Genomic DNA, 22,342 nt, shown 5'->3' with positions numbered 1-22,342 from the left:
CCGACGGGGTCGCCACGACGGGCGTGCGCTGCGGTATGGGTGGCCGGACCAGTTCCGCCCGACGATCGAACCGGGGATCGGTCCCGGTGGCGGCCAGTCTACGCGCGCGACGGCCGGCCGCGCGAGAGGCGCGACCGGCCGTCGGGTGGGTGGGTCAGGGCCGCAGCGGGCGGCCGTCGGAGTCGCGGACGCTGCCGGTGAGCATCATGATCCCGTCGATGACGGACCACACCCAGATCACCGGGATGATCACGAAGCCGACCAGGAGGATGGTCAGCAGTCCGCCGATCCACAGCCCCAGAAGCTGGATGAGGCCGACCGCGGTGCTTCCGAGGTAGAGCCGCCCGACCCCGCAGATCCCGACGAAGGGCAGCAGCAGCTGCAACAGGCCCGCGGTGGTCTTCGACTTGTCGGAGTAGGGCTCGCCCGTCGCCGGATCCCGTCCGTACGGCGCGGAGGGATCGCCGTAGGCGCCGTAGCCGGTGGGACCGTAGCCCGGCCCGGCCGGGGTGGGGTACTGCGGCCCGCTCTGGAACTGCGGGTCGGGGGCCCCGTAGACGGGTCCGCTGCCGGCGTACTGCCCGCCGGTCGGCGCCTCGGTCCCGCCGGTGTGTGCGGTGCCGTACTGCGCTTCGCTCGACGGCGGTGGATAGCTCGGCGTGGTGCCCCAGCCGGGACCGTTGCCCATTCCGGAGTAGGTGTCCCAGCCCGGTCCGGCCGTGCCCCACGTGGGCGCGGTCGACTCGGTGGTGGGCGGCGGAACGGACAGCGACGCCTGGGCGGTCGGATCGTAGTCGGCGGTGCCGCCGAACGTGGGCAGCTCCGCGGTGGGGGCCGGCTCGCCGCCCTGCGGCGCGGCGCTCGACCCGGCAGCGGGGGCGGCCTCGGCGTCGGACTGTTTGCGCAGGTCCGGTCCGGCGGACGTCTCGTCCTTCTTCCGCAGATCCGGGCCCGTGGGGTCCGGGGATCCCGCGTCGGATGTGGTCACGACTTGTCCCCTCCGTTCTCGCTGCGCCTACCTGTCTCGACCTTACCGCCGGCCTCGGCCGATGCCACGGGCCCGGATGCGCCGTCCCGCTTCTCGTCGTCGGCCGCCCCACCGTCTCCGATCCCGTCGCCGGTTGCGGTGGCATCGGCTGCGGCCGCGGTGGCGCCGTGCGGGTGACGGGACTTCAGTTCCTCCGGCGCTTCGCGACCCTTGCGGGCGAAGACGACGTAGGCGACGGCGAGGACGAACACGATGGCGGAGGTGAAGGAATTGATCCGGATACCGGCGATCTCGGTGGCCGGGTCGGACCGCATGAGTTCGACGAAGAAGCGGCCCGCGCTGTAGCCGGCCACGTAGAGCGCGAACAGCCGGCCGTGTCCGATACGGAAGCGCCGGTCGACGAACACGAGCAGCAGCACGACGAGCAGGTTCCACACCAGCTCGTACAGGAACGTCGGATGCACCACCGCCGCGACCTGCCCGGTGGAGATCCCGTCGATCAGGTCCGGGCTGGTCTGTCCCGCGTCGTTGCGACGCTCGTAGATCTCGAGGCCCCACGGCACGGTCGTCTCCCGGCCGTAGAGTTCCTGGTTGAACCAGTTGCCGAGCCGGCCGATGGCCTGCGCCAGCAGGATCGCCGGGGCCACCGCATCACCGAGGGCGGGCAGCGGCACACCGCGGCGCCGGCACCCGATCCAGGCGCCGACGCCGCCGAGGGCGACCGCCCCCCAGATCCCGAGTCCGCCCTGCCAGATCTTCAGCGCGTCGACCGGGTCGGCGCCCGCGCCGAAGTACTTCTGCCAGTCGGTGGCGACGTGGTACAGGCGCCCTCCGATCAGGCCGAACGGCACCGCCCACACGGCGACGTCGAGGACGGTGCCCGGCTCGCCGCCACGGGCGACCCAGCGGCGGTCGCCCCAGAAGATGGCGACGACGATCCCGACGATGATGCACAGGGCGTAGGCCCGCAGCGCGATCGGCCCGAGGTACCACACCCCCTGCGGTGGACTGGGCAGATACGCCAGGACGGTAGCGGCGGCGGGTACGGCGGTGGAGGTCACGTGGCCACGCTAGCCGAGCGCACGCCCTCCGCGAGTTCCGTGGTGAGCGTGCGCAACGCGTCGGGGCCCTGCGCCACGGCGGCCACCAGCGCCGAGCCGACGATCACCGCGTCCGCGTAGGCGGCGATCTGCGCGGCTTGTTCCCGGGACCGCACGCCCAGGCCGACACCCACGGGGATCTGCGAGTGCTCCCGCACCCGGGCGACGAGTTCGGGCGCCATGTCGGAGACGGCGTCGCGGGCGCCGGTCACGCCCATCGTGGAGGTGGCGTAGACGAACCCGCGGCAGGAGTCGACGGTCATGACGAGGCGCTCGGCGGTCGACGACGGGGCGACCAGGAAGATGCGGTCGAGCCCGTGCCGGTCCGCCGCCGCGATCCACTGCTCGGCCTCGTCGGGGATGAGGTCCGGGGTGATGATCCCCAGTCCCCCGGCGGCAGCGAGGTCGCGGGCGAATTCGTCGATCCCGTACTTGAGGACGATGTTCCAGTAGGTCATCACGACGGCGTGGCCGCCGGCCGCGGCGACGGCCTCGACGACGCGGAACACGTCCCGCACCCGGAAGCCCGCGGTGAGCGCCTCGTCGGCGGCGGCCTGGATGGTGGGTCCGTCCATCACCGGGTCGCTGTAGGGGATGCCGACCTCGACGATGTCGCAGCCGGCCTGCACGAGCGCTTCGAACGCCTCGATCGAGCGCGGCAGGTCGGGGTATCCGGCGGGCAGGTAGCCGACGAGCGCGGCGCGGTTCTCGGCCTTGCATCGGGCGAAGACCTCACCGAGGCGGGACTGCGGCTGCTGGGCGCTCACTGCGCGGATCCTTCCGTCGTGTCGGAGGTGGCGGGGTCGGCGGGAAGGAGCCCGAACCACCGCGCGGCGGTGTCGACGTCCTTGTCGCCCCGGCCGGACAGATTGACCAGCACGACGGCGCCGGAGCCGAGTTCGCGGCCCAGCTTCAGGGCCCCGGCGACGGCGTGCGCCGACTCGATGGCGGGGATGATGCCCTCGGTGCGCGAGAGCAGCGAGAACGCCTCCATGGCCTCGGCGTCGGTGACGGGCCGGTAGTCGGCGCGGCCGATGTTCTTGAGGTAGGAGTGCTCGGGTCCGACGCCGGGGTAGTCCAGGCCGGCGGAGATCGAGTGCGACTCGATGGTCTGGCCGTCCTCGTCCTGCAGCAGGTAGGAGTAGGCGCCGTGCAGCGCGCCGGGCGTGCCGCCGGTGATGGTGGCGGCATGCCGCCCGGTTTCCACCCCGTCGCCGCCGGCCTCGAAGCCGACCAGGCGGACACCGGGGTCGTCGATGAAGGCATGGAAGATGCCGATGGCGTTGGATCCGCCGCCGACGCAGGCGGTGACGGCGTCGGGCAACCGGCCGGTGAGCGCCTGCACCTGCGCGCGCGCCTCGAGGCCGATGATGCGCTGGAAGTCGCGCACCATCATGGGGAACGGGTGCGGGCCGGCGGCGGTGCCGAAACAGTAGTAGGTGTTGTGGGCATTGGTGACCCAGTCGCGCATGGCCTCGTTGATCGCGTCCTTGAGGGTGCGCGAACCGCTGGTCGCGGCGACGACCTCGGCGCCGAGCAGGCGCATCCGGGCGACGTTGAGGGCCTGCCGCTCGGTGTCGACCTCGCCCATGTAGACGACGCAGTCGAGGCCGAGCAGGGCGCAGGCGGTGGCGGTGGCGACGCCGTGCTGCCCGGCACCGGTCTCCGCGATGACCCGGGTCTTGCCCATCCGCTGGGCGAGCAGGGCCTGCCCGAGCACGTTGTTGATCTTGTGCGAGCCGGTGTGGTTGAGATCCTCGCGCTTGAGCACGATCCGGGCGCCGCCGGCGTGTTCGCTCAGCCGCTTGGCCTCGTACACCGGGGAGGGCCGGCCGGTGTAGTCGCGCTGCAACCGATCGAGTTCGTCGAGGAATCCGTTGTCGACCCGCGCCTTGTCGTATTCGGCGGTGACCTCCTCGATCACCGCCATCAGCGCCTCGGGGACGAACCGGCCGCCGAAGACCCCGAAGTGGCCGCCGGGGTCGGGTTCGTGCGCGGTGTGCTCGGCCACTGCGGCGCTCATGCGGGGCAGACCGCGGCCCTTGGCGGAAAGTACGGGATCGTCTGTGCTCACCCGTCCAGTCTGCCCCAACGGCGGCCCCGGCCCGTCGCCGGGTCCGGCCCGTCGGCGCCGCGCCGGAATGCGGTCAGCGTGCGGGCTTCGGGCAGGACGGATGGGTGCCGGCGGTGACCAGTTCGGCGACCGCGTGGCGCGGGTCGCCGCTGGTCACCAGTCCCTCGCCGACGAGCACCGCGTCGGCACCCGCGCCGGCGTAGGTGAGCAGGTCGGAGGGACCGCGCACGCCGGACTCGGCGATCTTGACGACCTCTGTCGGCAGTCCCGGCGCGATGCGGGCGAACGTGCTCTTGTCGACCTCGAGGGTCTTGAGGTTGCGGGCGTTGACCCCGATGACGGTGGCGCCGGCCTCGAGGGCACGGGTCGCCTCCTCCTCGGTGTGCACCTCGACGAGCGCCGTCATGCCGAGAGATTCGACGCGGTCGATCAGCGACGTCAGCACGGGCTGCTCGAGCGCGGCGACGATGAGCAGCACGATGTCCGCGCCGTGGGCACGCGCCTCGTGGATCTGGTACGGGCCGACGATGAAGTCCTTGCGCAGCACCGGGATCCGCACCGCGCGCCGCACGGCGTCGAGATCGTCGAGACTGCCCTGGAAGCGGCGCTGCTCGGTGAGCACGCTGATCGCGCGGGCACCGCCGGCCTCGTAGGCCTTGGCGAGTTCGGCGGGGTCGGTGATGTCGGCGAGCGCCCCCTTCGACGGGCTGGCCCGCTTGACCTCGGCGATGACGGCGATTCCCGGCTCGAGCAACGCGGCCTTGGCGTCGATCGGCGGGGGCGCGGCGGCAGCGGCGGCCTTGACCGCGGCGAAGTCGAGGACCGCCTCCCGGGCGGCGACGTCGGCGCGCACCCCTTCGAGTATCGAGTCGAGAACTGTCATCGTGGCTCGAAGTCCTTTCGCCCCTGTCAATCCGATGTGAGAAAACTCATCGGAGTTTCTTGAAGAGTAGTGTGCGCGCTCACCGGCCCGTGCGGCGGGTCCCCGAATCGTCGGCGCCGCCCTCTCCCCCTCGATCGGCGGCCGGGTCGTCGGCGACGTCCACCGTGGGGTCCTCGCCCGCGTCGAGCGCGTCCCACAGGGTGCGTTCGGTGACCGACTCGTCGGCGGTGTCCCGGCGGGCGGTGGCCTCGCGGCGGGCGGCCGGGCTGTCGTACTTCGACGACAGTCCGGCCTCGGCCCGCGGGGTGCGCCACAGCTGCACGGCGGCGGCCAGCGCGGCCACGGCGCCGGCGAGGGCGAGCACGGCCGGCCCGGCCGCGACGGTGAGGGAGGTGACCTCGGCGCGTGCGGGCAGCTCCGCGATGCGCGCCGCGGTCGCGTCGTCGGCGCCGCCGGCGAGCAGCCCCACCGCCGGGACGGCGGCGGCGACCGCGACGACCGCGACGAGCACGGCCAGTATCCGCAGCGCCCATCCGCGCACCGCGAACGACGCCGCGACGGCCGCCAGCAGCGTCAGCGCGAGCGGAGTCAGCGCCGCCGCCCAGGTGCCGCCGACGAGGGTGGTGACCCGGTCCTCGCCGAGGCCGTCGGAGGACGTGACGGTCACCCAGGTCAGGCGGCTCGCGCCCCACAGCGCGACGGCGCCGATCGCGAGCAGCAGCGCGGCGACCGCGCCGGCCCGCCGCCGGGGCGCGCGGGTGGCGCTCACCTGCGGTCCCCCTCGTACGAGGTGAGGGTGCCGGCCGCGGCGACGGCGGAGAGCACGGCCATGGCCTTGTTGCGGGCCTCGGTGTCCTCGTAGACCGGATCGGAGTCGGCGACGACGCCGGCACCGGCTTGCACGTAGGCGACGCCGTCCTTGACCAGGGCCGAGCGGATGGCGATGGCGGTGTCGGCGTCGCCGGCGAAATCGAGGTAGCCCACGATGCCGCCGTAGATGCCGCGGCGGGTCGGCTCGAGTTCGTCGATCAGTTCCATCGCCCGGACCTTGGGCGCGCCGGACAGGGTGCCGGCGGGGAAGCACGCGGTGACCGCGTCGAGGGCGTGCCGGCCCGCGGCGAGGCGGCCGGTGACGGTGGAGACCAGGTGCATGACGTGGCTGTAGCGCTCGATGTGCCGGTAGTCGTGGACCTTGACGGTGCCGGGCTCGCACACCCGCCCGAGGTCGTTGCGGCCGAGGTCGACGAGCATGAGGTGCTCGGCGTTCTCCTTCTCGTCGGCGAGGAGGTCCTTCTCGAGGAGGATGTCGTCCTCCTCGCTGGCGCCGCGCCAGCGCGTCCCGGCGATGGGATGGGTGGTGGCGACCCCGTCGGCGACGGTCACGAGCGCCTCCGGGCTCGAGCCCACGATGGAGAACGCCGTGCCGCCGGAGCCGTCGGGGACGTGCATGAGGAACATGTACGGACTCGGGTTGGAGGCGCGCAGCATCCGGTACACGTCGATCGGCGCCGCGTGACAGTCGATCTCGAAGCGCTGGGACAGCACCACCTGGAACGCCTCGCCGGCCTCGATCTCGCCGATGAGCCGGCGCACGTCGGCGCCGAAGCTCTCGGTCGTGCGCTGGCGCCGGTAGTCGGGGGCGGGCCGGGCGAACGTGGAGACGGTCGACGGGGCGGGCGCGGCCAGGGCCGCCGTCATCCGGTCCAGCCGGGCCACCGCGTCGTCGTAGGCCTCGTCGACGCGTTCGTCGGAGCCGTCCCAGTTGACGGCGTTGGCGATGAGCGTGATCGCACCCTCGTGGTGGTCGACGGCGGCGAGGTCGGTGGCGAGCATCATCACCGTCTCGGGAATCTGCAGGTCGTCGACGGCGTGCTCGGGCAGCCGCTCGATCCGTCGCACGACGTCGTAGCCGAGATAGCCGACCATGCCGCCGGTCAGCGGCGGCAGGCCGTGCAGCCGCTCGGTGTGCAGCAGCTCCAGGGTCCGGCGCAGCACGTCGAGCGGGTCGCCCCCGGTGGGGGCGCCGGCGGGCACGTGGCCGTACCAGGTGGCCTCCCCGTCGACGACGGTGAGCGCGGCCGGGCTGCCGGCTCCGATGAACGACCACCGCGACCACGACCGGCCGTTCTCGGCGGACTCGAGCAGGAAGGTGCCGGGCCGGTCGGCGGCGAGCTTGCGGTACGCCGACAGCGGGGTCTCCGCGTCGGCGAGCACCTTGCGGGTCACCGGAACGACGCGGTGCTCGGCGGCGAGCAGCCGGAACTGCTCGCGGGTGGTGGTGGAGTCGGGTCGGCCGCCCTCGGTGAGGTCGGGGGCCGCTGCGGGGATGGTGGTGGGCTCGCCGGACATGGCGCCCATCATCCCAGGGCCTGCCGCGGCGGGCGCGGCCGCGGTAGCGTCGCCGGACATGAGAGCCGGTGACATCGCCCCCGATTTCACGTCGAGCGACCAGGACGGCCGTCCGCGGACGCTGTCCGCGCTGCTGGCGGACGGGCCGGTGGTGCTGTTCTTCTACCCGGCCGCGTTCACCCCGGTCTGCACGGCCGAGGCGTGCCACTTCCGGGATCTGGCGGCCGAGTTCGCCGCCGTCGGCGCCACCCGGGTCGGGATCAGCACCGACCCGGTGGACCGGTTGGGCGCGTGGTCGACGCGGCAGTCGTTCGACTACCCCCTGCTGTCCGATCCGGACGGCGCGGTGGCGGCGCAGTTCGGGGTGCGCCGGGGGCTGCTCGGCCGGCTCTCGCCGGTCAAGCGGACCACCTTCGTGCTGGACACCGACTGCACCGTCCTCGAGGTGATCGCCAGCGAGGTGCGCCCCGGCGTGCACGCGGATCGCGCGCTCGCGGTGCTGCGGGCCCGGCGCGCGAGCCGGGACTGACGGTCAGTCCACCTGGACGGAACGCTTGGCCAGGCCCATCCAGAACCCGTCGATCACCTGCCGGGGCGCCTGCTCCGGGTCGCTCGACGCGCCGAGGGTGACGAACAGCGGGGCGAAGTGCTCGATCGTGGGGTGGGCGTACGGCATGCCGGGCGCCCGGGTGCGGAAGTCGAGCAGGCCGTCGACGTCGCCGGCAGCGAGCCGCTCGGCGGCCCAGGCGTCGAACTCGGCGGACCAGCCGGGCGCGACGGCCTCGGGGCGCGGGTCGCGCAGGAACGGCAGGCCGTGCGTGGTGAAGCCGGAGCCGATGACGAGCACCCCCTCCTCCCGGAGCGGGCGCAGCCGCCGGCCGAGCGCGAGCAGGCGCTGCGGATCGAGGGTGGGCAGCGAGATCTGCAGGACCGGGATGTCCGCGTCCGGGTACATGACGGTGAGCGGCACGTACGCGCCGTGGTCGAGACCGCGGTGCGGCTGCTGCACGACCGGTTCGCCGTCGGGCATCAGCGCGGCCACCTTGCGTGCGAGGTCGGGGGCGCCGGGCGCAGGGTAGGTGACCTCGTAGAAGCGGCGGGGAAAGCCGCCGAAGTCGTACACGAGCGGGGTGCCGGTGGTGGTGGCACCGATGGTCAGCGGCGCGGACTCCCAGTGCGCGGAGACCACGAGGATCGCGGTGGGGGTCGGCAGGTCGGCGGCCCAGCGTTGCAGCTGCGCCACCCACGTCGCGCTGTCGACCAGGGGCGGTGCGCCGTGGCTGAGGAACAGGGCGGGCATGGGGCTCACACGGACTCCTAAGGTTGAAGCTTCAACAATACTACCCGATACAGCACCGGCACCGTCCGAAATGTTCCCGGCCTGCGGGGATGGATCGGCGCGGGCGCGGGTATCCGCCCCCCATGACCGGAACAGAGGGCCTGAAGGTGGTCGTCACGGGCGCGACCGGAAACGTGGGCACCAGCGTCACGGCGGCGCTCGGCGCCCAGGACGCAGTCGGATCGGTGGTCGGCATCGCCCGCCGCCCCACCGACTGGCGCTGCCGCAAGACCGAGTTCGTCGTCGCCGACGTCGCCGACGACGACCTGCACGAGCTGCTGCGCGACGCGGCGGCCGTCGTCCACCTCGCCTGGCTCTTCCAGCCCACCCACAAACCCGAGATCACCTGGCGCAACAACGTGCTCGGATCGATCCGGGTGTTCGAGACCGTCGCCGAGGTGGGCGTGCCCACCCTCGTCCACGCGTCGTCGGTCGGCGCCTACTCGCCGGGACCGCAGGACGAACGGGTCGACGAGCGCTGGCCCACCCACGGCTGGCCCGGCGCGGCGTACCCGCGGGAGAAGGCGTACCTCGAACGCTGGCTCGACACGTTCGAACTGCGGCACCCCGACATCCGGGTGGTCCGGATGCGTCCCGGCTTCCTCTTCAAGCGCGAGTCCGCGACCGCGCAGCGCCGGTTGTTCGCCGGGCCGCTCCTCCCCGGCCGCCTCGTCCGGTCCCTGCCGATCGTCCCCCGCACCGCCGGACTGCGGATGCAGGTGCTGCACACCGACGACGCCGCCGACGCCTACGTCCGGGCCGTGCTCCGGCCGGTGCGGGGCGCATTCAACCTCGCCGCCGAACCCCCCGTCGACGCCGAGGTCCTCGCCGAGATCCTCGGCGCCCGCACGGTGCCCGTCCCGCCGGCGGCGCTGCACGCGGCCGTCGCCGCGGCCTGGCACGCACGGCTCGCCCCCGCCTCCCCCGGCCTGGTCGACACGGTGCTGCGGCTGCCGCTCATGGACTGCACCCGCGCCCGCACCGACCTCGAGTGGATTCCCCGGTTCTCGCCGCGCGCCACCCTCGAGGAGTTCCTCACCGGGCTCCGCGACGGCGCCGGGCTGCCGACACCGCCGCTGGCGGAGGACAGCGTGGGCCGCCGGCTGCACGAGGTCGCCACCGGCATGGGACAGCGCCCCTGACCGCCCGCCCCGACGGACGCCCGGCGTCCCGCGCCGGCCGTCCCGATAGGGTGGACGATCGAGAAAGGACGGTGCATCAGTGGGCTCCGCACAGATCGACGACACCGAGTGGCTGACCGCATCCCAGCAGCGGGCCTGGCGGAAGCTGGTGGCGCTGATCACCCGCCTGCCGGCCGCGCTGGACACGCAGCTGCAGCGCGACTCCGCGCTCACCCACTTCGACTACTCGGTCCTCGCCGAGCTGTCCGAGGCACCCGAGCGGCGGCTGCGGCTGTCCGAGCTGGCACAGCTGTCGAACGCGTCGCTGTCCCGGCTGTCGCACGTGGTGACCAAGCTGGAGAACGCCGGATGGGTGTGCCGCCGGAGCGTGCCCGGCACGCGCGGCTCGTACGCGGTGCTCACCGAGGCCGGCATGACCAAGCTCGTCGAGGCGGCACCCGGTCACGTCGCGACCGTCCAGGCCCTTGTGTTCCAGGGCCTCGACGACGATCAGGTCGCCGCGCTGACCGACCTCGGTACCGCGCTGCTCACCCAGCTCGACAAGGGCATCGCCGCCGGCACCGGGAAGGCCTGACCGGGCAGGGTGCACCCCCGCTGTGGCCGCGGCCGCTCACCCGTCGAACCCTCACCCGTTGAAACCCCGGGCCCGCAGATCGCGGGCCAGATGGTCGCGCTGCTCGATCACCAGGCGCCGCAACGCCGCCGGGGCGTCGGCGTGCGCGTCGAGCCACCGGTCGCACGGCCCGAGCGTGTTTCCGGCGGGGAACAGACCGACCACGATCCGGCGCGCGATCTCGATGCTGCGCTCGGACCACACCGCCCGGAGCGCGACGAAGTAGTCGTCGTCGTACGGGGCGATCAGATCCCGGTGCGCCCCGGCCCGGAACCCCGCGATGGTGGCGTCGAGATGCTCGTTCGACAGCGCCGTGTCGGAGAAGACCGCACTCCAGGCCTGCGCCTTGACCGCGGCGAGCGGTCGCGCGGCCAGGGCGCGCAGGTGCGCGGTCCGTCCGGAACCGGTGTCGTCGCGGGCGAGTTCGCCGTCGAGATCGGCCGGCTCCGCGTGCCCGGTCGCCGCCAGCGCGGTCCACATCTGCCAGCGCAGATCCGGGTCCAGCGGCAGCCCCACGGGTGCCGGACCGGTGCCGTCGAGGATCGCGCGCAGGTCGGCGGCGTGGGCGTCGTCGACAGTGGCGGCCGCGGCGACCGCGCGGGCCCAGGCGAGCTGCTCACCCGATCCCGGGGTGGCGGCGAACACGGCCGTCCATGCCGCCTCGAGCCAGACGCGACGCTGCCGGGACCGGCTCGCGGCGGGCAGAAAGTGCTCGATCGCGTAGGGTGCGTTCGCCAGCAGTGCGGCCAGCAGGGCCGGATTCGGTTCGGCCACCGCGAATCCGCGGACCATGGACAGGTACCGCGCCGCGGTCAGCTCGCTGTCGCGGGTGGCGTTCCACAACGCCGACCAGATCAACCCCCGGGCCAGCGGGTCGACGACACGATCGAGCGAATGCTCCACCGTCTCCAGCGACCGCGGGTCGAGCCGCACCTTGGCGTAGGTCAGGTCGGCGTCGTTGAGCAGGATCAGCGGCGCGGCCGCCGACTCGATCGGTGTGCGCTCGGCCTCCAGGTCGACCTCGACCCGCTGCCGGCAGACCAGGTCGCCGGCCTCGTCGAAGTCGTAGTGGCCCACAGCCAGCCGGTGGGGCCGCGCCGGCGTCTGGACGATCGCGGACCGTCCCTCCCCCGCGTCCTCGAGCATCAGGGTCGACACGCCGGTGGTCTGCAACCAGGCGCGCGCCCACCCCGAGAGGTCTCGTCCCGAGGTCGCCGACAACTCGGTGAGCAGATCGGCGAGGGTGGTGTTCCCGAAGGCGTGCCGGCGGAAGTAGCGCCGTGCACCCTCGAAGAAGGCGTCCCGCCCCACGTACGCGACGAGTTGTTTGAGGACTCCCGCGCCCTTCGCGTACGTGATGCCGTCGAAGTTCAGTTTGGCGGCCTCGAGGTCGACGATGTCGGCGACGATCGGGTGGGTCGTGGGCAACTGGTCCTGCAGATAGGCCCAGGCCTTGCGCCGGTTGGCGAAGGCGACCCAGGCGTCGGTCCACTCGGTGGCCTCGGCACTGACCAGCGAGCCCATGTAGTCGGCGAACGACTCCTTGAGCCACAGGTCGTCCCACCACTTCATGGTGACGAGGTCCCCGAACCACATGTGGGCCATCTCGTGCAGGATCGTGTTCGCGCGGGCCTGGTACTGCGCGGCGGTGGCGGCTCCGCGGAACACGTACGCTTCGGTGAAGGTGACGCACCCGGGGTTCTCCATGGCACCGAGGTTGTATTCGGGGACGAACACCTGGTCGTACTTGCCGAACGGGTAGGGGTAGCCGAAGTGGTCGGCGTAGAAGTCCATTCCCTGCCGGGTCACTTCGAAGATCGTGTCGGCGTCGAGGTACCGCGCCAGGGAGGCGCGGCACAGCACGGCGAGCGGCACCGCGAGTTCGTTCCGGCTCCAAGAAGATTCGGCGTGGTGGTACGGGCCCGCCACGATCGCGGTGATGTAGGTGGAGATCGGCAGCGTCGGTGCGAACACCACCTTCTGCGCGTCGCCGATCGACTCGCGTTCGGCGACATGCTGATTGGACAGCACCTGCCATTTCGCCGGGGCGGACACGACGAACGTGAACGGCGCCTTCAGATCCGGCTGCTCGAAGCACGCGAACACCCGTCGCGCGTCCGCGGGTTCGTACTGCGTGTACAGGTAGGTCTGCCCGTCGGCCGGATCGACGTACCGGTGCAGGCCCTCACCGGACCGGCTGTACTCCGCGGCGGCGACGACGGTGACGACGTTGTGCTCACGCAGGCCGCTCAGCGCGATGCGCGCGCCGTCGTAGCGGACGGGCACCGGCTCGCCGTTGAGCACGACCGACTCGACGCCGGCGCCGAGGAAGTCGAGCCACGTCGCGTCCGCGGCTGCCGTGAACTCGACCGTCGTCGTGGTCGCGAAACAGGCGCTCCCGGCATCCGGGGCGCCGCGCAGGTCGAGTTCCACCCGGTAGCTGCGGACCGTCACCGCCCGGGAACGCTCGGCGGTTTCGGCTCGGGTCAGATTCGCGGACGCCATACGCCGATCCTGCCAGGATCCGCTCGCCGAGATCGACGGCCGGCAGCGCCCGTCGCGGGGCGCCCTGTCCCGGGGGCGGTGCACCTCACCCGAGCGGGACACCCCCGACGCCCCACTGCTCCCGCGGCACCTCGGTGATGGTCACCCACACCGACGTCGCATCCTTGCCGGTTGCCTCGGCGTAGGCCTTGGTCACCGCCTCGATGGTGGCGCGCTTCTGTTCGACGGTGAGACCGGGGGTCTGGCTGATCTGGATGAGAGGCATGGGGAGATTGTGCCGCACCGCCGACGGAGCGGGCACCGGGAGGTGTAACGAAACAATCCGGTCGGTCGATTTGGTTCACGACCGCCGTTCACGACCTGCCTCGCCTCTCGGAAGGATGCAGCATGGGATCCTCGGAACTGTTCACGGAGTTCGTCGGTTGGGCCGCAGAAGGTTTCCTCACGGACGATCCGGTCCGGTCCGCCATCGGCACCGTCGTGTACCTCGGCCTGGGTCTCTGGAGCCTGCTCACCGGCGCGCCGATCGTCATCTGACGCCCGCGACACCGCCGGTGTGTCCTTTGGACGGCTGGAGCCGCCCAAAGGACGCACCCGCGCCGAAGGCGCCTACTCGCCGGCGAGCAGGACGTCGGCGTCGAAGCACGTGTGGGTGCCGGTGTGGCACGCGGCCCCGACCTGGTCGACGACGAGCAACACCGTGTCGCCGTCGCAGTCGAGCCGCACCTCGTGCACGTACTGGGTGTGGCCGGAGGTCTCGCCCTTGACCCAGTACTGGCCGCGCGAACGCGAGAAGTAGGTGGCGGTACGGGTCTCTAGGGTACGGGCGAGCGCCTCGTCGTCCATCCACGCCATCATCAGCACCTCGCCGGTGGCACGTTCCTGGGCGACGGCGGCGAACAGCCCCGCCTCGTTGCGCTTGAGCCGCGCCGCGATCGCCGGATCCAGCCTGCTCATCGCACCTCGATCCCCTCGGCGCGCATCGCCGCCTTGACCTGCGGGATGGTGAGTTCCCCGAAGTGGAACACGCTGGCCGCGAGGACCGCGTCGGCGCCGGCGTGCACGGCGGGGGCGAAGTGCTCGACAGCTCCCGCGCCGCCGCTGGCGATCACCGGCACGTGCACCGCGGCGCGCACCGCCTGGATCATCGGCAGGTCGAAGCCGGACTTGGTGCCGTCGGCGTCCATCGAGTTCAGCAGGATCTCCCCCACGCCGAGTTCCGCGCCGCGGCGTGCCCATTCGACGGCGTCGATGCCGGTGCCGCGGCGGCCGCCGTGCGTGGTGACCTCCCATCCCGACGGGGTGTCCTCCTCGCCGTCGGGCACGGTGCGGGCGTCGACGGACAGCACGATGCACTGCGACCCGAACCGCTCGGACATCTCGCGCAACACCTCCGGGCGGGCGATGGCGGCGGTGTTGATGCTGACCTTGTCCGCGCCGGCCCGCAGCAGCCGGTCCACGTCCTCGACGGTGCGGACGCCGCCGCCGACGGTGAGCGGGATGAACACCTGCTCGGCGGTGCGGCTGACCACGTCGAGCATGGTGCCGCGGTCGCCGCTCGACGCGGTGACGTCGAGGAAGGTCAACTCGTCCGCGCCCTGCAGGTCGTACGCCGCGGCGAGTTCGACGGGATCACCGGCGTCGCGCAGGTTCTCGAAGTTCACCCCCTTGACGACGCGGCCGGCGTCGACGTCCAGACACGGGATCACCCGGACTGCCAGGGTCATGGAATTCGGTCCTCCTCGGGGACGGGACCGGGAAGCGATCCCACGATGTCGAGTATCTCCTCGTGCACGCCGGGGGCGCCGGCGACCACAGAGCCGGAGCCGATGCGCCAGGGCTTGCCGGCGAAGTCGGTGGCGAGACCACCGGCCGCCCGCACCAGGGCCACGCCGGCGGCGTTGTCCCACGGGTGGTGCCCGAAGACGACGGCGGCGCCGAGCACCCCGGCCGCCGTGTACGCCAGGTCCACCCCGGTGGAACCGTGCATGCGCAGGCGCGACACCCGGCGGCTCAGCTCGGTGATGACCTCGAGCCGGCGCCGGCCCGGGATACGCCCGCGGCTGTCGATGTCGAAGCTGCCCACGCCGACCATCACGTCCGCCAGCGCCGCCGGCTGCAGCGGCGGCTGGGGACGACCGTTGCGCAGCAGCGGCCCGTCCGCGGCGGCCGCGAACCGGTCGCCGACGAACGGCAGCCAGGTCAGCCCGAGGATCGGGTCGCCGTCGCGGACGAGTGCGAGCAGGATTCCCGCGGTGGGCAGCCCGGCGGAGTAGTTGACGGTGCCGTCGATCGGGTCGAGCAGCCACACCGTGCCCGAATCGGCTTCGGGACCGCCGAACTCCTCACCGTGCACGGCAATGCCCGTGCGCCGCTCCAGTTCCGTGGAGATGCGCCGTTCGAGTTCGAGGTCGAGGTCGGTGGCGAAGTCGTTGGGCCCCTTGTTCACCGAGCGCGGCGCGCCGCGACCGGCGACGAAACGCTCCGACGCCGCGTCGAGCACCTCACCGGCGACGGCGAGCAGGCTGGACAGATCGGCGGGCGCGGTCATCGGATCAGCGTGAGACCGCGTCGAGGGCCTCGGTGAGCGTGAACCGGCCCGCGTACAGCGCCTTGCCGACGATGGCGCCCTCGACGCCCCGGTCGACGAGGCCGGCGATCGCCCGCAGATCGTCGAGGGCGGACACGCCGCCGGAGGCGACGACGGGAGCGTCGGTGGCTGCGCAGACCTGGGCGAGCAGATCGAGGTTGGGGCCGGTGAGCGTGCCGTCCTTGGTGACGTCGGTGACGACGTAGCGGCTGCAGCCGTCGCGGTCGAGCCGCGCGAGGACCTCCCACAGGTCGCCGCCGTCGGAGACCCAGCCGCGGCCGCGCAGGCGCCACTGCCCGTCGATGAGCTTGACGTCGAGCCCGACGGCGATGCGGTCGCCGTACTCGGCGATGGCGCGGGCGCACCAGTCGGGATCCTCGATGGCGGCGGTGCCGAGGTTGACGCGAGCGCACCCGGTGGCCAGCGCCGCCTCGAGGGACTCGTCGTCGCGGATCCCGCCGGAGAGCTCTACCTTCACGTCCAGTTCGCCGACGACCTCGGCGAGGAGTTCGCGGTTGGAGCCGCGTCCGAAGGCGGCGTCGAGATCGACGAGGTGCACCCATTCGGCGCCGGCGTTCTGCCACTCGAGGGCGGCGTCGCGGGGAGAGCCGTAGCTGGTCTCGCTGCCCGCCTCTCCCTGGACGAGGCGAACTGCTTCACCGTTGGCGACATCGACTGCAGGCAAAAGGACCAGGCTCACTGCGCCCATGCTAGTGGGTCGCGGCGGTCGCGGAGAACCGGCCCCGACGGTCACCCCGCACCGTCGCCGCGCGGCGTGTCGTCACCGTCGCCGCGCGGCGTGTCGTCACCGTCGCGGCGCGGCGTGTCGCTGCCGTCACGGCGCGGGGTGTCGTTGCCGTCGGGACCGAAGGCGCGGCGCGTCGTCCGGGTCGAGACGACGCCCATCGCGGCGATCGCGCCGGCCACGCCGGCGAGGGCGACGATCAACCCGACGACGGGCCCCGGTCGCAGCACCACGATGACGACGGTGGCGAGCAGGAGCACGCCCGTGGCGGCGCCCAGTGCCGTCAGCGCGAGCCGGCCGAGCGAGAACTCCGGCCGGGCCGGGTCGTCGCCGCCGGCCCCGCCGCGGTTCACAAACTGCCGACCCAATTGCGCAGCAGCTCGGCCCCCGCGTCGCCGGACTTCTCGGGATGGAACTGCGTCGCAGACAACGGGCCGTTCTCGACCGCGGCGAGGAACCGCCCGCCGTGCTCCGCCCAGGTCAGCGCGGGCGGGGCGAACAGCTCCGACGGCGGCAGCTCCCACTTCTGCGCGGCGTAGGAGTGCACGAAGTAGAACCGGGTGTCGCGGTCCATGCCGGCGAACAGCACGCTGTTGTCGGGGGCCTCGACGGTGTTCCAGCCCATGTGCGGCAGCACCGGCGCGTCGAGACGTTCGACGGTGCCGGGCCATTCGCCACATCCGTCGGTCTCGACACCGAATTCCACGCCCTTGTCGAAGAGGATCTGCATGCCGACGCAGATGCCGAGCACCGGACGGCCGCCGGCGAGTCGCTGCCCGATGATCCGGTCCCCGCGCACCGCCTTCAGTCCCGCCATGCACGCCGCGAACGCGCCGACGCCGGGCACGACCAGGCCGTCGGCGGCGAGCGCGACCTGCGGGTCGGCGGTCACCTCCACCTGCACGCCGGTGCGCGCCACCGCGCGCGTCGCCGAATGCAGATTGCCGGAGCCGTAGTCGAGGACGGCGACCTTGGTTGCGCTCATGGGCTCGATTCTATGGGGCCGCGGCGGGCCGCTCCGACGGCCCGGCGATCCGGGCGAGCAGCGGCAGGATCGGCACGAGCAGCGCGGCGGTCGCGAACGCGGCGGGATAGCCTGCGACGGTGGCGATCCCGCCGAGCAGCAGCGATCCGGCCCCGGTGCCCGCGTCGAAGCCGATGTTCCAGGCGGCGCTCGCGGCGCCGACATGGGCGGGCCCGGCGCGACGGAACGCAAGCATCAGGGCGTCGTTCTGCACGACGCCGAAGCCGAGGCCGAATGCCACCGCCGCACCGAGCAGGACCGCCGCGCCGCCGCGATCGTCCGCGGCGAGCGCGAACGGCACCATCGCCACGGCGGCCAGGCCGAGCCCGGCCGGCAGGAGCCGGCCCGCGCCGATCCGGTCCGCGACCGCACCGGCGCCGTAGCGACCGACGAGGGTGGACGCGCTGATCAGCGCCAACGCGAGCGCCACCTGGCCCGAGGCCGCGGGCACGGCGATCGACAGCAGCGAGGTGAGGCCGCCGTAGGCGACGGCACCCGCGGCGATCGCCACCGCCGGCAGGGCCAGAGCCCGCAGCGGCGTGCGGCTTCCGGCCGCGCCGGTCTGCCGGGTGACCACCTGCGGCAGGCGCGCGATCGCGACGAGCGCGAGCGTGGGCACCGCCGCGCCGAGCACGAACACGGGTGCGGTGGAGGCCCGCTCGGCGACCGCCAGTCCGAGCGGCAGTCCGACCATCTGCGCCGCGGCGATCGCGATGCCCTGTGCGCCGGTGGCGCGGCCGAGCAGCCGGGCGGGCGCGAGTTCGGCCACGAGGGCGGCGCTGGCCACGGTGATCATGCCGAAGCCGATCCCCCGCACCGCGGAGGTCGGCAGCACCACGGCCGGGTGCAGCGACAGCAGGAGCAGCAGCGACGGCAGGCCCAGCAGCAGGCATCCTGCGGCGAGCACGGGCCGGTAGCCGCGGGCCCGCACCAGGCGCGGCACCGCCGGTTGGGTGAGCACCGTCGCGCCCATGAACACCGCCGTCACCGCGCCGGCGAGGGTGCCGCTGCCGCCGGCGTCGGCGACGGCCCGGGGCACTACGGGCAGCAGCAGGGAGAACCCGGCGAACGCGCCCGCCGCCATCGCCCAGGCGGCGGGCAGCCCCGGCACCGCGAACAGGCCCGGCCGATCCGACGACGTCAGAGCAGCCTCAGCACACCGGCGATCGCGGCGAGCAGGGTCAGCGCCAGCAGCACCCCGGCGAAGAGGGTGTTGCCGCCCCGCCACGTCGACCAGGTGCCACCCGCGGCGAGGCCGGCGAGCATGAACAGGCCGTACGTCAGGACGACGTCCACTACAGGGTGCCCTTGGTCGACGGCACGCCGCTGACCCGGGGATCCGGTTCGACGGCCTGGCGCAGCGCCCGCGCGACGGCCTTGAACTCGGCCTCGGTGATGTGGTGCTGGTCGCGGCCGTAGAGCACGCGTACGTGCAGGGCGATGCGGGCGTGGAAGGCGAGGGATTCGAACACGTGCTTGTTGATCACGGTCGAGTACGGCACGCCGGGGTAGCCGCCGATCACCGAGTGCACCATGTAGTCCGGTTCGCCGGTGTGCACGCAGTAGGGCCGGCCGGAGACGTCCACCGCCGCGTGCGCGAGGGTCTCGTCCATCGGAATGAACGCGTCGCCGAAGCGGCGGATGCCCCGCTTGTCCCCGAGTGCCTGATTCAGCGCCTGACCGAGGACGATCGCGGTGTCCTCGACGGTGTGGTGCGCCTCGATCTCGATGTCGCCCTGGGCGCGCACGGTCAGGTCGAAGCTGGCGTGCTGACCGAGCGCGGTGAGCATGTGGTCGTAGAACGGGACACCGGTGGTGATGTCGGTGCGGCCGGTGCCGTCGAGGTTCAGCTCGACGACGATGGACGACTCCTTGGTGGCACGCTCGATCCGCGCGGTGCGCGGGGTGGGGGTGGTCTGCTCGCTCATCGCCCGTCCTCGATCTCGGTGGCGGCGAGCTTCTCGCTCACCCGTAGCAGTTCGTCGTTCTCGTGGGCCAGGCCCACGGTGGTGCGCAGGAACCCGGGGATACCGACGTCCCGGATCAGCACACCCTCGTCGAGGTAGCGCTGCCAGGTCGCGGCGGCATCGGCGAAGCGCCCGAACAGGATGAAGTTCGCGTCCGAAGGCACCACGTGGTAGCCGAATCGGGTCAGCTCGGTCGCGATGCGGTCGCGTTCGGCGCACAGCCGCGCGACCGAGCCGAGGGTCTCGTCGGCGTGCCGCAGCGCGGCCCGGGCGGCAGCCTGGGTGATCACCGACAGGTGGTAGGGCAGCCGCACGAGCAGCAGTGCCTCGACGAACGCGGGCGCGGCGGCGAGGTAGCCGAGCCGGCCCCCGGCGAACGCGAACGCCTTGCTCATAGTGCGCGAGACGATCACCTTGGCCGGGAACTCGTCGATCAGCGCGAGCGCGCTGGGGGCGGCGGAGAACTCGGCGTAGGCCTCGTCGACGATCACGATGCCGGGCGCGGCCGCGCAGATCGCGCGCAGCTCGTCGAGCGGGATGCTGTGCCCGGTGGGGTTGTTCGGGCTGGTGACGAACACCACGTCGGGTTGCTGCCGGCGGATCGCGGCCACCGACGAGTCGAGGTCGAGGGTGAAGTCCTCGCCCCGGTAGGTCGGCAGCCACTCGGTCTGGGTGCCGTCGGCGATGATCGGGTGCATCGAGTAGGACGGCACGAATCCCATAGCGGATCGGCCCGGCCCGCCGAAGGCCTGCAGGATCTGCTGCAGGATCTCGTTGGACCCGTTGGCGGCCCAGACGTTCTCGACGCTCACGCCCACCCCGGTCTGCCGGGTCAGGTAGGCGGCGAGGTCGGTGCGCAGCGCGACGGCGTCACGGTCGGGGTAGCGATGCAGCTGCGCGGCGGCCTCGCGCACCGACTCGGCGACGTCGTCGATCAGGGCGCGGGTCGGTGGGTGCGGGTTCTCGTTGGTGTTGAGCTGCACCGGCACCGTCAGCTGCGGCGCACCGTAGGCGGACTTGCCGCGCAGGTTCTCCCGCAGCGGCAGGTCGTCGACGGTGATGCCGGATCCCGGGGCGCTCACTGCAGGTCCTCGAAGCGCAGCCGCACGGCCTCGCCGTGCGCGGGCAGGTCCTCGGCGGTGGCGAGGGTGATCACGTGCCCTGCGACGTCCTCGAGCGCCTCGCGGCTGTACTCGACGACGTGAATGCCGCGCAGGAACGTCTGCACGCTCAGTCCGGACTGGTGCCGGGCGCAGCCGGCGGTGGGCAGCACGTGGTTCGAGCCGGCGCAGTAGTCACCGAGGCTGACCGGCGCCCAGGGGCCGACGAAGATCGCGCCCGCGGCCCGTACCCGCGCGGCGACCGCGGAGGCGTTCTCGGTCTGGATCTCGAGGTGCTCGGCGGCGTAGGCGTCGACGACCTTCAGGCCCTGGTCGAGGTCGTCGACGAGGACGATCCCGGACTGGCTGCCCGACAGCGCGGTCCGTACGCGTTCGCGGTGCTTGGTGAGCTCGAGCTGGGCGGCGACGGCGGCGTCGACGGCGTCGGCGAGCTCGGCGCTGGTGGTGACGAGGACCGACGCGGCCATGACGTCGTGCTCGGCCTGGCTGATCATGTCGGCCGCGACGTGGACCGGATCGGCGGTGTGGTCGGCCAGGATCGCGATCTCGGTGGGGCCGGCCTCGGCGTCGATGCCGACGACGGCGCGGCACAGGCGCTTGGCGGCGGTGACGTAGATGTTGCCCGGGCCGGTGATCATGTCCACGGGCGCGAGTTCGGCGTCGTCGACGGCGGTGCCGTCCGGTGTCACGACGGCGGTGCCGTCCGGTGTCATATCGGTGCCGCCGTAGCTGAGCAGCGCCACGGCCTGGGCACCGCCGACGGCCCACACCTCGTCGACGCCGAGCAGGGCGGCAGCGGCGAGGATGGTCGGGTGCGGCAGGCCTCCGAAGTCCGCCTGCGGCGGGGACGCGACGACGAGCGACTCGACGCCGGCGGCCTGGGCGGGCACCACGTTCATCACGACCGACGACGGGTAGACGGCGTTGCCGCCGGGCACGTACAGCCCCACCCGCTCGACCGGCACCCAGCGTTCGGTGACGGTGCCGCCGGGCACGACCTCGGTGACGGTGTCGGTGCGGCGCTGGTCCTGGTGCACCGTGCGGGTGCGTTCGATCGCGACGACCAGCGCCGAGCGCACGGCGGGATCGAGTTCCTCGAGGGCCCGGTCGAGTTCGGCCTTCGGCACCCGCACGCGGTCGGGGCGCACCCCGTCGAACTTCTCGCTGTAGTCGAGGGCGGCGGCGGCGCCTCGGTCGCGCACGTCCTCGACCACGGGCCGCACCTGATGCAGCACCGCGTCCACATCCACTCCGCCGCGGGGCAGCGCGCCCCTCAGCTCCGCAGTGGTGGGGGTTCGACCACGCAGGTCGGTGCGGGCAAGCATGAGGTGTCCTCTCTCGCGAACGGGGGTCCGTTCCATTATCCGTGATGGCGGCGATCGCCCTCGACGGCAGTCCCCGAACGCGCCGTCCGTGCGCCTCGGGGCGGCCGGCGGCCGGACCTATGCTGACCACATGGAGGACGATGTGTCGCACCCCCCGACGTTGGGGGAGCTGATCCGCCGGCAACGTGAGCTCGCCGAGTTGCCCATGCGGCAGCTCGCCGCGATGGTGGGGATCTCGAACCCGTATCTGTCGCAGATCGAACGGAACCTGCGGGCGCCGAGCGAACGCGTGCTGCAGGCCATCGCCGAGCAGCTGCATCTGTCGGCGGATGCGTTGACGGCCGAGGCGGGGCGGCCGGATCCGGGAGAGTCCGCGGTGGTGCACGCGATCCGGGAGGATCCGGATCTGACGAACGCGCAGCGGCGGTCGCTGGTGGAGATGTACGAGGCGTTCCGGGAGGTGACCGTGGGTAAGCGGCGCCGGGGTGCGCGCTCCGACGACGATGCGGAGTGAGTAAGGTCACATCGGACGGCATAATGTGAGCCATCCTCAGGTTTCGGCTGGTGGGGCGCCGCG

At 72.6% G+C, this 22,342-nt stretch carries 26 protein-coding genes; 5 read left to right on the top strand and 21 right to left on the bottom strand.

Going from position 1 to position 22,342, the window contains the following annotated elements; all coding sequences use genetic code 11:
* Positions 1–154: 154 nt before the first annotated feature.
* The 7 genes from G6039_RS11595 to G6039_RS11565 form a co-directional block, all read right to left on the bottom strand.
* Complete coding sequence (locus G6039_RS11595) at positions 155–988, bottom strand: TM2 domain-containing protein (protein ID WP_043798946.1); 834 nt, start codon at positions 986–988, stop codon at positions 155–157.
* Positions 985–2,049 carry a prolipoprotein diacylglyceryl transferase gene (lgt, locus tag G6039_RS11590; protein ID WP_043798943.1) on the bottom strand — a complete coding sequence of 355 codons (1,065 nt, stop codon included), beginning with the start codon at positions 2,047–2,049 and terminating at the stop codon, positions 985–987. Before lgt ends, G6039_RS11595 begins: the two co-directional genes overlap by 4 nt.
* Positions 2,046–2,855: a tryptophan synthase subunit alpha gene (trpA, locus tag G6039_RS11585; RefSeq protein ID WP_006936959.1), complete on the bottom strand. Its 810-nt coding sequence runs from the start codon at positions 2,853–2,855 to the stop codon at positions 2,046–2,048. Before trpA ends, lgt begins: the two co-directional genes overlap by 4 nt.
* The gene (gene trpB / locus G6039_RS11580) at positions 2,852–4,111 is read right to left on the bottom strand and encodes a tryptophan synthase subunit beta (RefSeq protein WP_044475995.1); all 1,260 of its coding nucleotides are present in this window, start codon (positions 4,109–4,111) and stop codon (positions 2,852–2,854) included. The genes trpA and trpB overlap by 4 nt, the downstream gene beginning before the upstream one ends.
* 124 nt (positions 4,112–4,235) lie before the next feature.
* Positions 4,236–5,045, bottom strand: coding sequence for an indole-3-glycerol phosphate synthase TrpC (gene trpC, locus G6039_RS11575; RefSeq protein WP_006936963.1), 810 nt, complete (start codon positions 5,043–5,045; stop codon positions 4,236–4,238).
* A 79-nt stretch (positions 5,046–5,124) separates the two neighbouring features.
* Complete coding sequence (locus G6039_RS11570) at positions 5,125–5,814, bottom strand: TIGR02234 family membrane protein (protein WP_043798941.1); 690 nt, start codon at positions 5,812–5,814, stop codon at positions 5,125–5,127.
* A complete protein-coding gene (locus G6039_RS11565) occupies positions 5,811–7,394 on the bottom strand; it encodes an anthranilate synthase component I (RefSeq protein ID WP_176603628.1) in 1,584 nt (527 codons plus the stop codon). The genes G6039_RS11570 and G6039_RS11565 overlap by 4 nt, the downstream gene beginning before the upstream one ends.
* Positions 7,395–7,452: 58 nt before the next feature.
* On the opposite strand from G6039_RS11565, the gene G6039_RS11560 reads away from it, so the two are divergent.
* Positions 7,453–7,923, top strand: a complete 471-nt coding sequence (locus tag G6039_RS11560; RefSeq protein ID WP_043798939.1) for a peroxiredoxin — start codon at positions 7,453–7,455, stop codon at positions 7,921–7,923.
* Positions 7,924–7,926: 3 nt separating this feature from the next.
* Here the strand turns inward: G6039_RS11560 and G6039_RS11555 are convergent, their stop codons facing one another.
* Positions 7,927–8,694, bottom strand: coding sequence for a dioxygenase family protein (locus tag G6039_RS11555; protein WP_037200939.1), 768 nt, complete (start codon positions 8,692–8,694; stop codon positions 7,927–7,929).
* A 122-nt stretch (positions 8,695–8,816) separates the two neighbouring features.
* Here G6039_RS11555 and G6039_RS11550 point away from each other — a divergent pair, with 122 nt between their 5' ends.
* Both G6039_RS11550 and G6039_RS11545 read left to right on the top strand, forming a co-directional pair.
* Positions 8,817–9,875, top strand: a complete 1,059-nt coding sequence (locus tag G6039_RS11550; protein WP_043798937.1) for an NAD-dependent epimerase/dehydratase family protein — start codon at positions 8,817–8,819, stop codon at positions 9,873–9,875.
* A gap of 79 nt (positions 9,876–9,954) precedes the next feature.
* Positions 9,955–10,449 carry a MarR family winged helix-turn-helix transcriptional regulator gene (locus G6039_RS11545; RefSeq protein WP_043798936.1) on the top strand — a complete coding sequence of 165 codons (495 nt, stop codon included), beginning with the start codon at positions 9,955–9,957 and terminating at the stop codon, positions 10,447–10,449.
* A gap of 51 nt (positions 10,450–10,500) precedes the next feature.
* Here the strand turns inward: G6039_RS11545 and pepN are convergent, their stop codons facing one another.
* Both pepN and G6039_RS11535 read right to left on the bottom strand, forming a co-directional pair.
* Positions 10,501–12,993: an aminopeptidase N gene (pepN, locus tag G6039_RS11540; RefSeq protein ID WP_043798934.1), complete on the bottom strand. Its 2,493-nt coding sequence runs from the start codon at positions 12,991–12,993 to the stop codon at positions 10,501–10,503.
* An 85-nt stretch (positions 12,994–13,078) separates the two neighbouring features.
* Positions 13,079–13,258, bottom strand: a complete 180-nt coding sequence (locus tag G6039_RS11535) for a tautomerase family protein (protein WP_029544072.1) — start codon at positions 13,256–13,258, stop codon at positions 13,079–13,081.
* A gap of 122 nt (positions 13,259–13,380) precedes the next feature.
* Here G6039_RS11535 and G6039_RS11530 point away from each other — a divergent pair, with 122 nt between their 5' ends.
* On the top strand, positions 13,381–13,530 hold the full coding sequence (locus tag G6039_RS11530; RefSeq protein WP_164528072.1) for a hypothetical protein: 150 nt from the start codon (positions 13,381–13,383) through the stop codon (positions 13,528–13,530).
* A 72-nt stretch (positions 13,531–13,602) separates the two neighbouring features.
* Here the strand turns inward: G6039_RS11530 and hisI are convergent, their stop codons facing one another.
* The 11 genes from hisI to hisD are packed head-to-tail and all read right to left on the bottom strand — an operon-like array spanning position 13,603 to position 21,765.
* Positions 13,603–13,950 carry a phosphoribosyl-AMP cyclohydrolase gene (hisI, locus tag G6039_RS11525; protein WP_006936996.1) on the bottom strand — a complete coding sequence of 116 codons (348 nt, stop codon included), beginning with the start codon at positions 13,948–13,950 and terminating at the stop codon, positions 13,603–13,605.
* On the bottom strand, positions 13,947–14,720 hold the full coding sequence (gene hisF / locus G6039_RS11520; RefSeq protein ID WP_006936998.1) for an imidazole glycerol phosphate synthase subunit HisF: 774 nt from the start codon (positions 14,718–14,720) through the stop codon (positions 13,947–13,949). The genes hisI and hisF overlap by 4 nt, the downstream gene beginning before the upstream one ends.
* Positions 14,717–15,544 carry an inositol monophosphatase family protein gene (locus G6039_RS11515; RefSeq protein ID WP_006937000.1) on the bottom strand — a complete coding sequence of 276 codons (828 nt, stop codon included), beginning with the start codon at positions 15,542–15,544 and terminating at the stop codon, positions 14,717–14,719. Before G6039_RS11515 ends, hisF begins: the two co-directional genes overlap by 4 nt.
* Positions 15,545–15,548: 4 nt before the next feature.
* On the bottom strand, positions 15,549–16,283 hold the full coding sequence (gene priA, locus G6039_RS11510; RefSeq protein ID WP_029544076.1) for a bifunctional 1-(5-phosphoribosyl)-5-((5-phosphoribosylamino)methylideneamino)imidazole-4-carboxamide isomerase/phosphoribosylanthranilate isomerase PriA: 735 nt from the start codon (positions 16,281–16,283) through the stop codon (positions 15,549–15,551).
* 50 nt (positions 16,284–16,333) lie between these two features.
* A complete protein-coding gene (locus tag G6039_RS11505; protein WP_029544079.1) occupies positions 16,334–16,681 on the bottom strand; it encodes a hypothetical protein in 348 nt (115 codons plus the stop codon).
* Positions 16,678–17,313, bottom strand: coding sequence for an imidazole glycerol phosphate synthase subunit HisH (hisH, locus tag G6039_RS11500; RefSeq protein ID WP_029544081.1), 636 nt, complete (start codon positions 17,311–17,313; stop codon positions 16,678–16,680). Before hisH ends, G6039_RS11505 begins: the two co-directional genes overlap by 4 nt.
* A gap of 10 nt (positions 17,314–17,323) precedes the next feature.
* On the bottom strand, positions 17,324–18,463 hold the full coding sequence (locus tag G6039_RS11495) for an MFS transporter (RefSeq protein ID WP_029544083.1): 1,140 nt from the start codon (positions 18,461–18,463) through the stop codon (positions 17,324–17,326).
* 29 nt (positions 18,464–18,492) lie between these two features.
* Positions 18,493–18,648, bottom strand: a complete 156-nt coding sequence (locus tag G6039_RS11490) for a hypothetical protein (protein ID WP_006937015.1) — start codon at positions 18,646–18,648, stop codon at positions 18,493–18,495.
* Positions 18,648–19,280: an imidazoleglycerol-phosphate dehydratase HisB gene (hisB, locus tag G6039_RS11485; RefSeq protein ID WP_029544085.1), complete on the bottom strand. Its 633-nt coding sequence runs from the start codon at positions 19,278–19,280 to the stop codon at positions 18,648–18,650. The genes G6039_RS11490 and hisB overlap by 1 nt, the downstream gene beginning before the upstream one ends.
* On the bottom strand, positions 19,277–20,401 hold the full coding sequence (locus tag G6039_RS11480) for a histidinol-phosphate transaminase (RefSeq protein ID WP_006937022.1): 1,125 nt from the start codon (positions 20,399–20,401) through the stop codon (positions 19,277–19,279). Before G6039_RS11480 ends, hisB begins: the two co-directional genes overlap by 4 nt.
* On the bottom strand, positions 20,398–21,765 hold the full coding sequence (gene hisD / locus G6039_RS11475; protein WP_029544087.1) for a histidinol dehydrogenase: 1,368 nt from the start codon (positions 21,763–21,765) through the stop codon (positions 20,398–20,400). Before hisD ends, G6039_RS11480 begins: the two co-directional genes overlap by 4 nt.
* 130 nt (positions 21,766–21,895) lie before the next feature.
* On the opposite strand from hisD, the gene G6039_RS11470 reads away from it, so the two are divergent.
* Positions 21,896–22,279, top strand: a complete 384-nt coding sequence (locus tag G6039_RS11470) for a helix-turn-helix domain-containing protein (RefSeq protein WP_029544089.1) — start codon at positions 21,896–21,898, stop codon at positions 22,277–22,279.
* Positions 22,280–22,342 lie beyond the last annotated feature (63 nt).

The organism is Rhodococcus aetherivorans (assembly GCF_011058165.1).
Taxonomy (GTDB): domain Bacteria; phylum Actinomycetota; class Actinomycetes; order Mycobacteriales; family Mycobacteriaceae; genus Rhodococcus; species Rhodococcus aetherivorans.
The sequence above is the reverse complement of the archived record's forward strand: the minus strand, read 5'-3'. Positions and strand labels throughout refer to the sequence as shown.

Coding starts and splice junctions, on each gene's coding strand:
- trpB (WP_044475995.1), bottom strand. CDS start 4,111: ATGAGCGCCGCAGTGGCCGAGCACACCGCGCACGAACCCGACCCCGGC.
- trpC (WP_006936963.1), bottom strand. CDS start 5,045: ATGACAGTTCTCGACTCGATACTCGAAGGGGTGCGCGCCGACGTCGCC.
- G6039_RS11565 (WP_176603628.1), bottom strand. CDS start 7,394: ATGTCCGGCGAGCCCACCACCATCCCCGCAGCGGCCCCCGACCTCACC.
- G6039_RS11560 (WP_043798939.1), top strand. CDS start 7,453: ATGAGAGCCGGTGACATCGCCCCCGATTTCACGTCGAGCGACCAGGAC.
- G6039_RS11555 (WP_037200939.1), bottom strand. CDS start 8,694: ATGCCCGCCCTGTTCCTCAGCCACGGCGCACCGCCCCTGGTCGACAGC.
- G6039_RS11550 (WP_043798937.1), top strand. CDS start 8,817: ATGACCGGAACAGAGGGCCTGAAGGTGGTCGTCACGGGCGCGACCGGA.
- pepN (WP_043798934.1), bottom strand. CDS start 12,993: ATGGCGTCCGCGAATCTGACCCGAGCCGAAACCGCCGAGCGTTCCCGG.
- G6039_RS11535 (WP_029544072.1), bottom strand. CDS start 13,258: ATGCCTCTCATCCAGATCAGCCAGACCCCCGGTCTCACCGTCGAACAG.
- G6039_RS11530 (WP_164528072.1), top strand. CDS start 13,381: ATGGGATCCTCGGAACTGTTCACGGAGTTCGTCGGTTGGGCCGCAGAA.
- hisI (WP_006936996.1), bottom strand. CDS start 13,950: ATGAGCAGGCTGGATCCGGCGATCGCGGCGCGGCTCAAGCGCAACGAG.
- hisF (WP_006936998.1), bottom strand. CDS start 14,720: ATGACCCTGGCAGTCCGGGTGATCCCGTGTCTGGACGTCGACGCCGGC.
- G6039_RS11515 (WP_006937000.1), bottom strand. CDS start 15,544: ATGACCGCGCCCGCCGATCTGTCCAGCCTGCTCGCCGTCGCCGGTGAG.
- hisH (WP_029544081.1), bottom strand. CDS start 17,313: ATGAGCGCAACCAAGGTCGCCGTCCTCGACTACGGCTCCGGCAATCTG.
- hisB (WP_029544085.1), bottom strand. CDS start 19,280: ATGAGCGAGCAGACCACCCCCACCCCGCGCACCGCGCGGATCGAGCGT.
- hisD (WP_029544087.1), bottom strand. CDS start 21,765: ATGCTTGCCCGCACCGACCTGCGTGGTCGAACCCCCACCACTGCGGAG.
- G6039_RS11470 (WP_029544089.1), top strand. CDS start 21,896: ATGGAGGACGATGTGTCGCACCCCCCGACGTTGGGGGAGCTGATCCGC.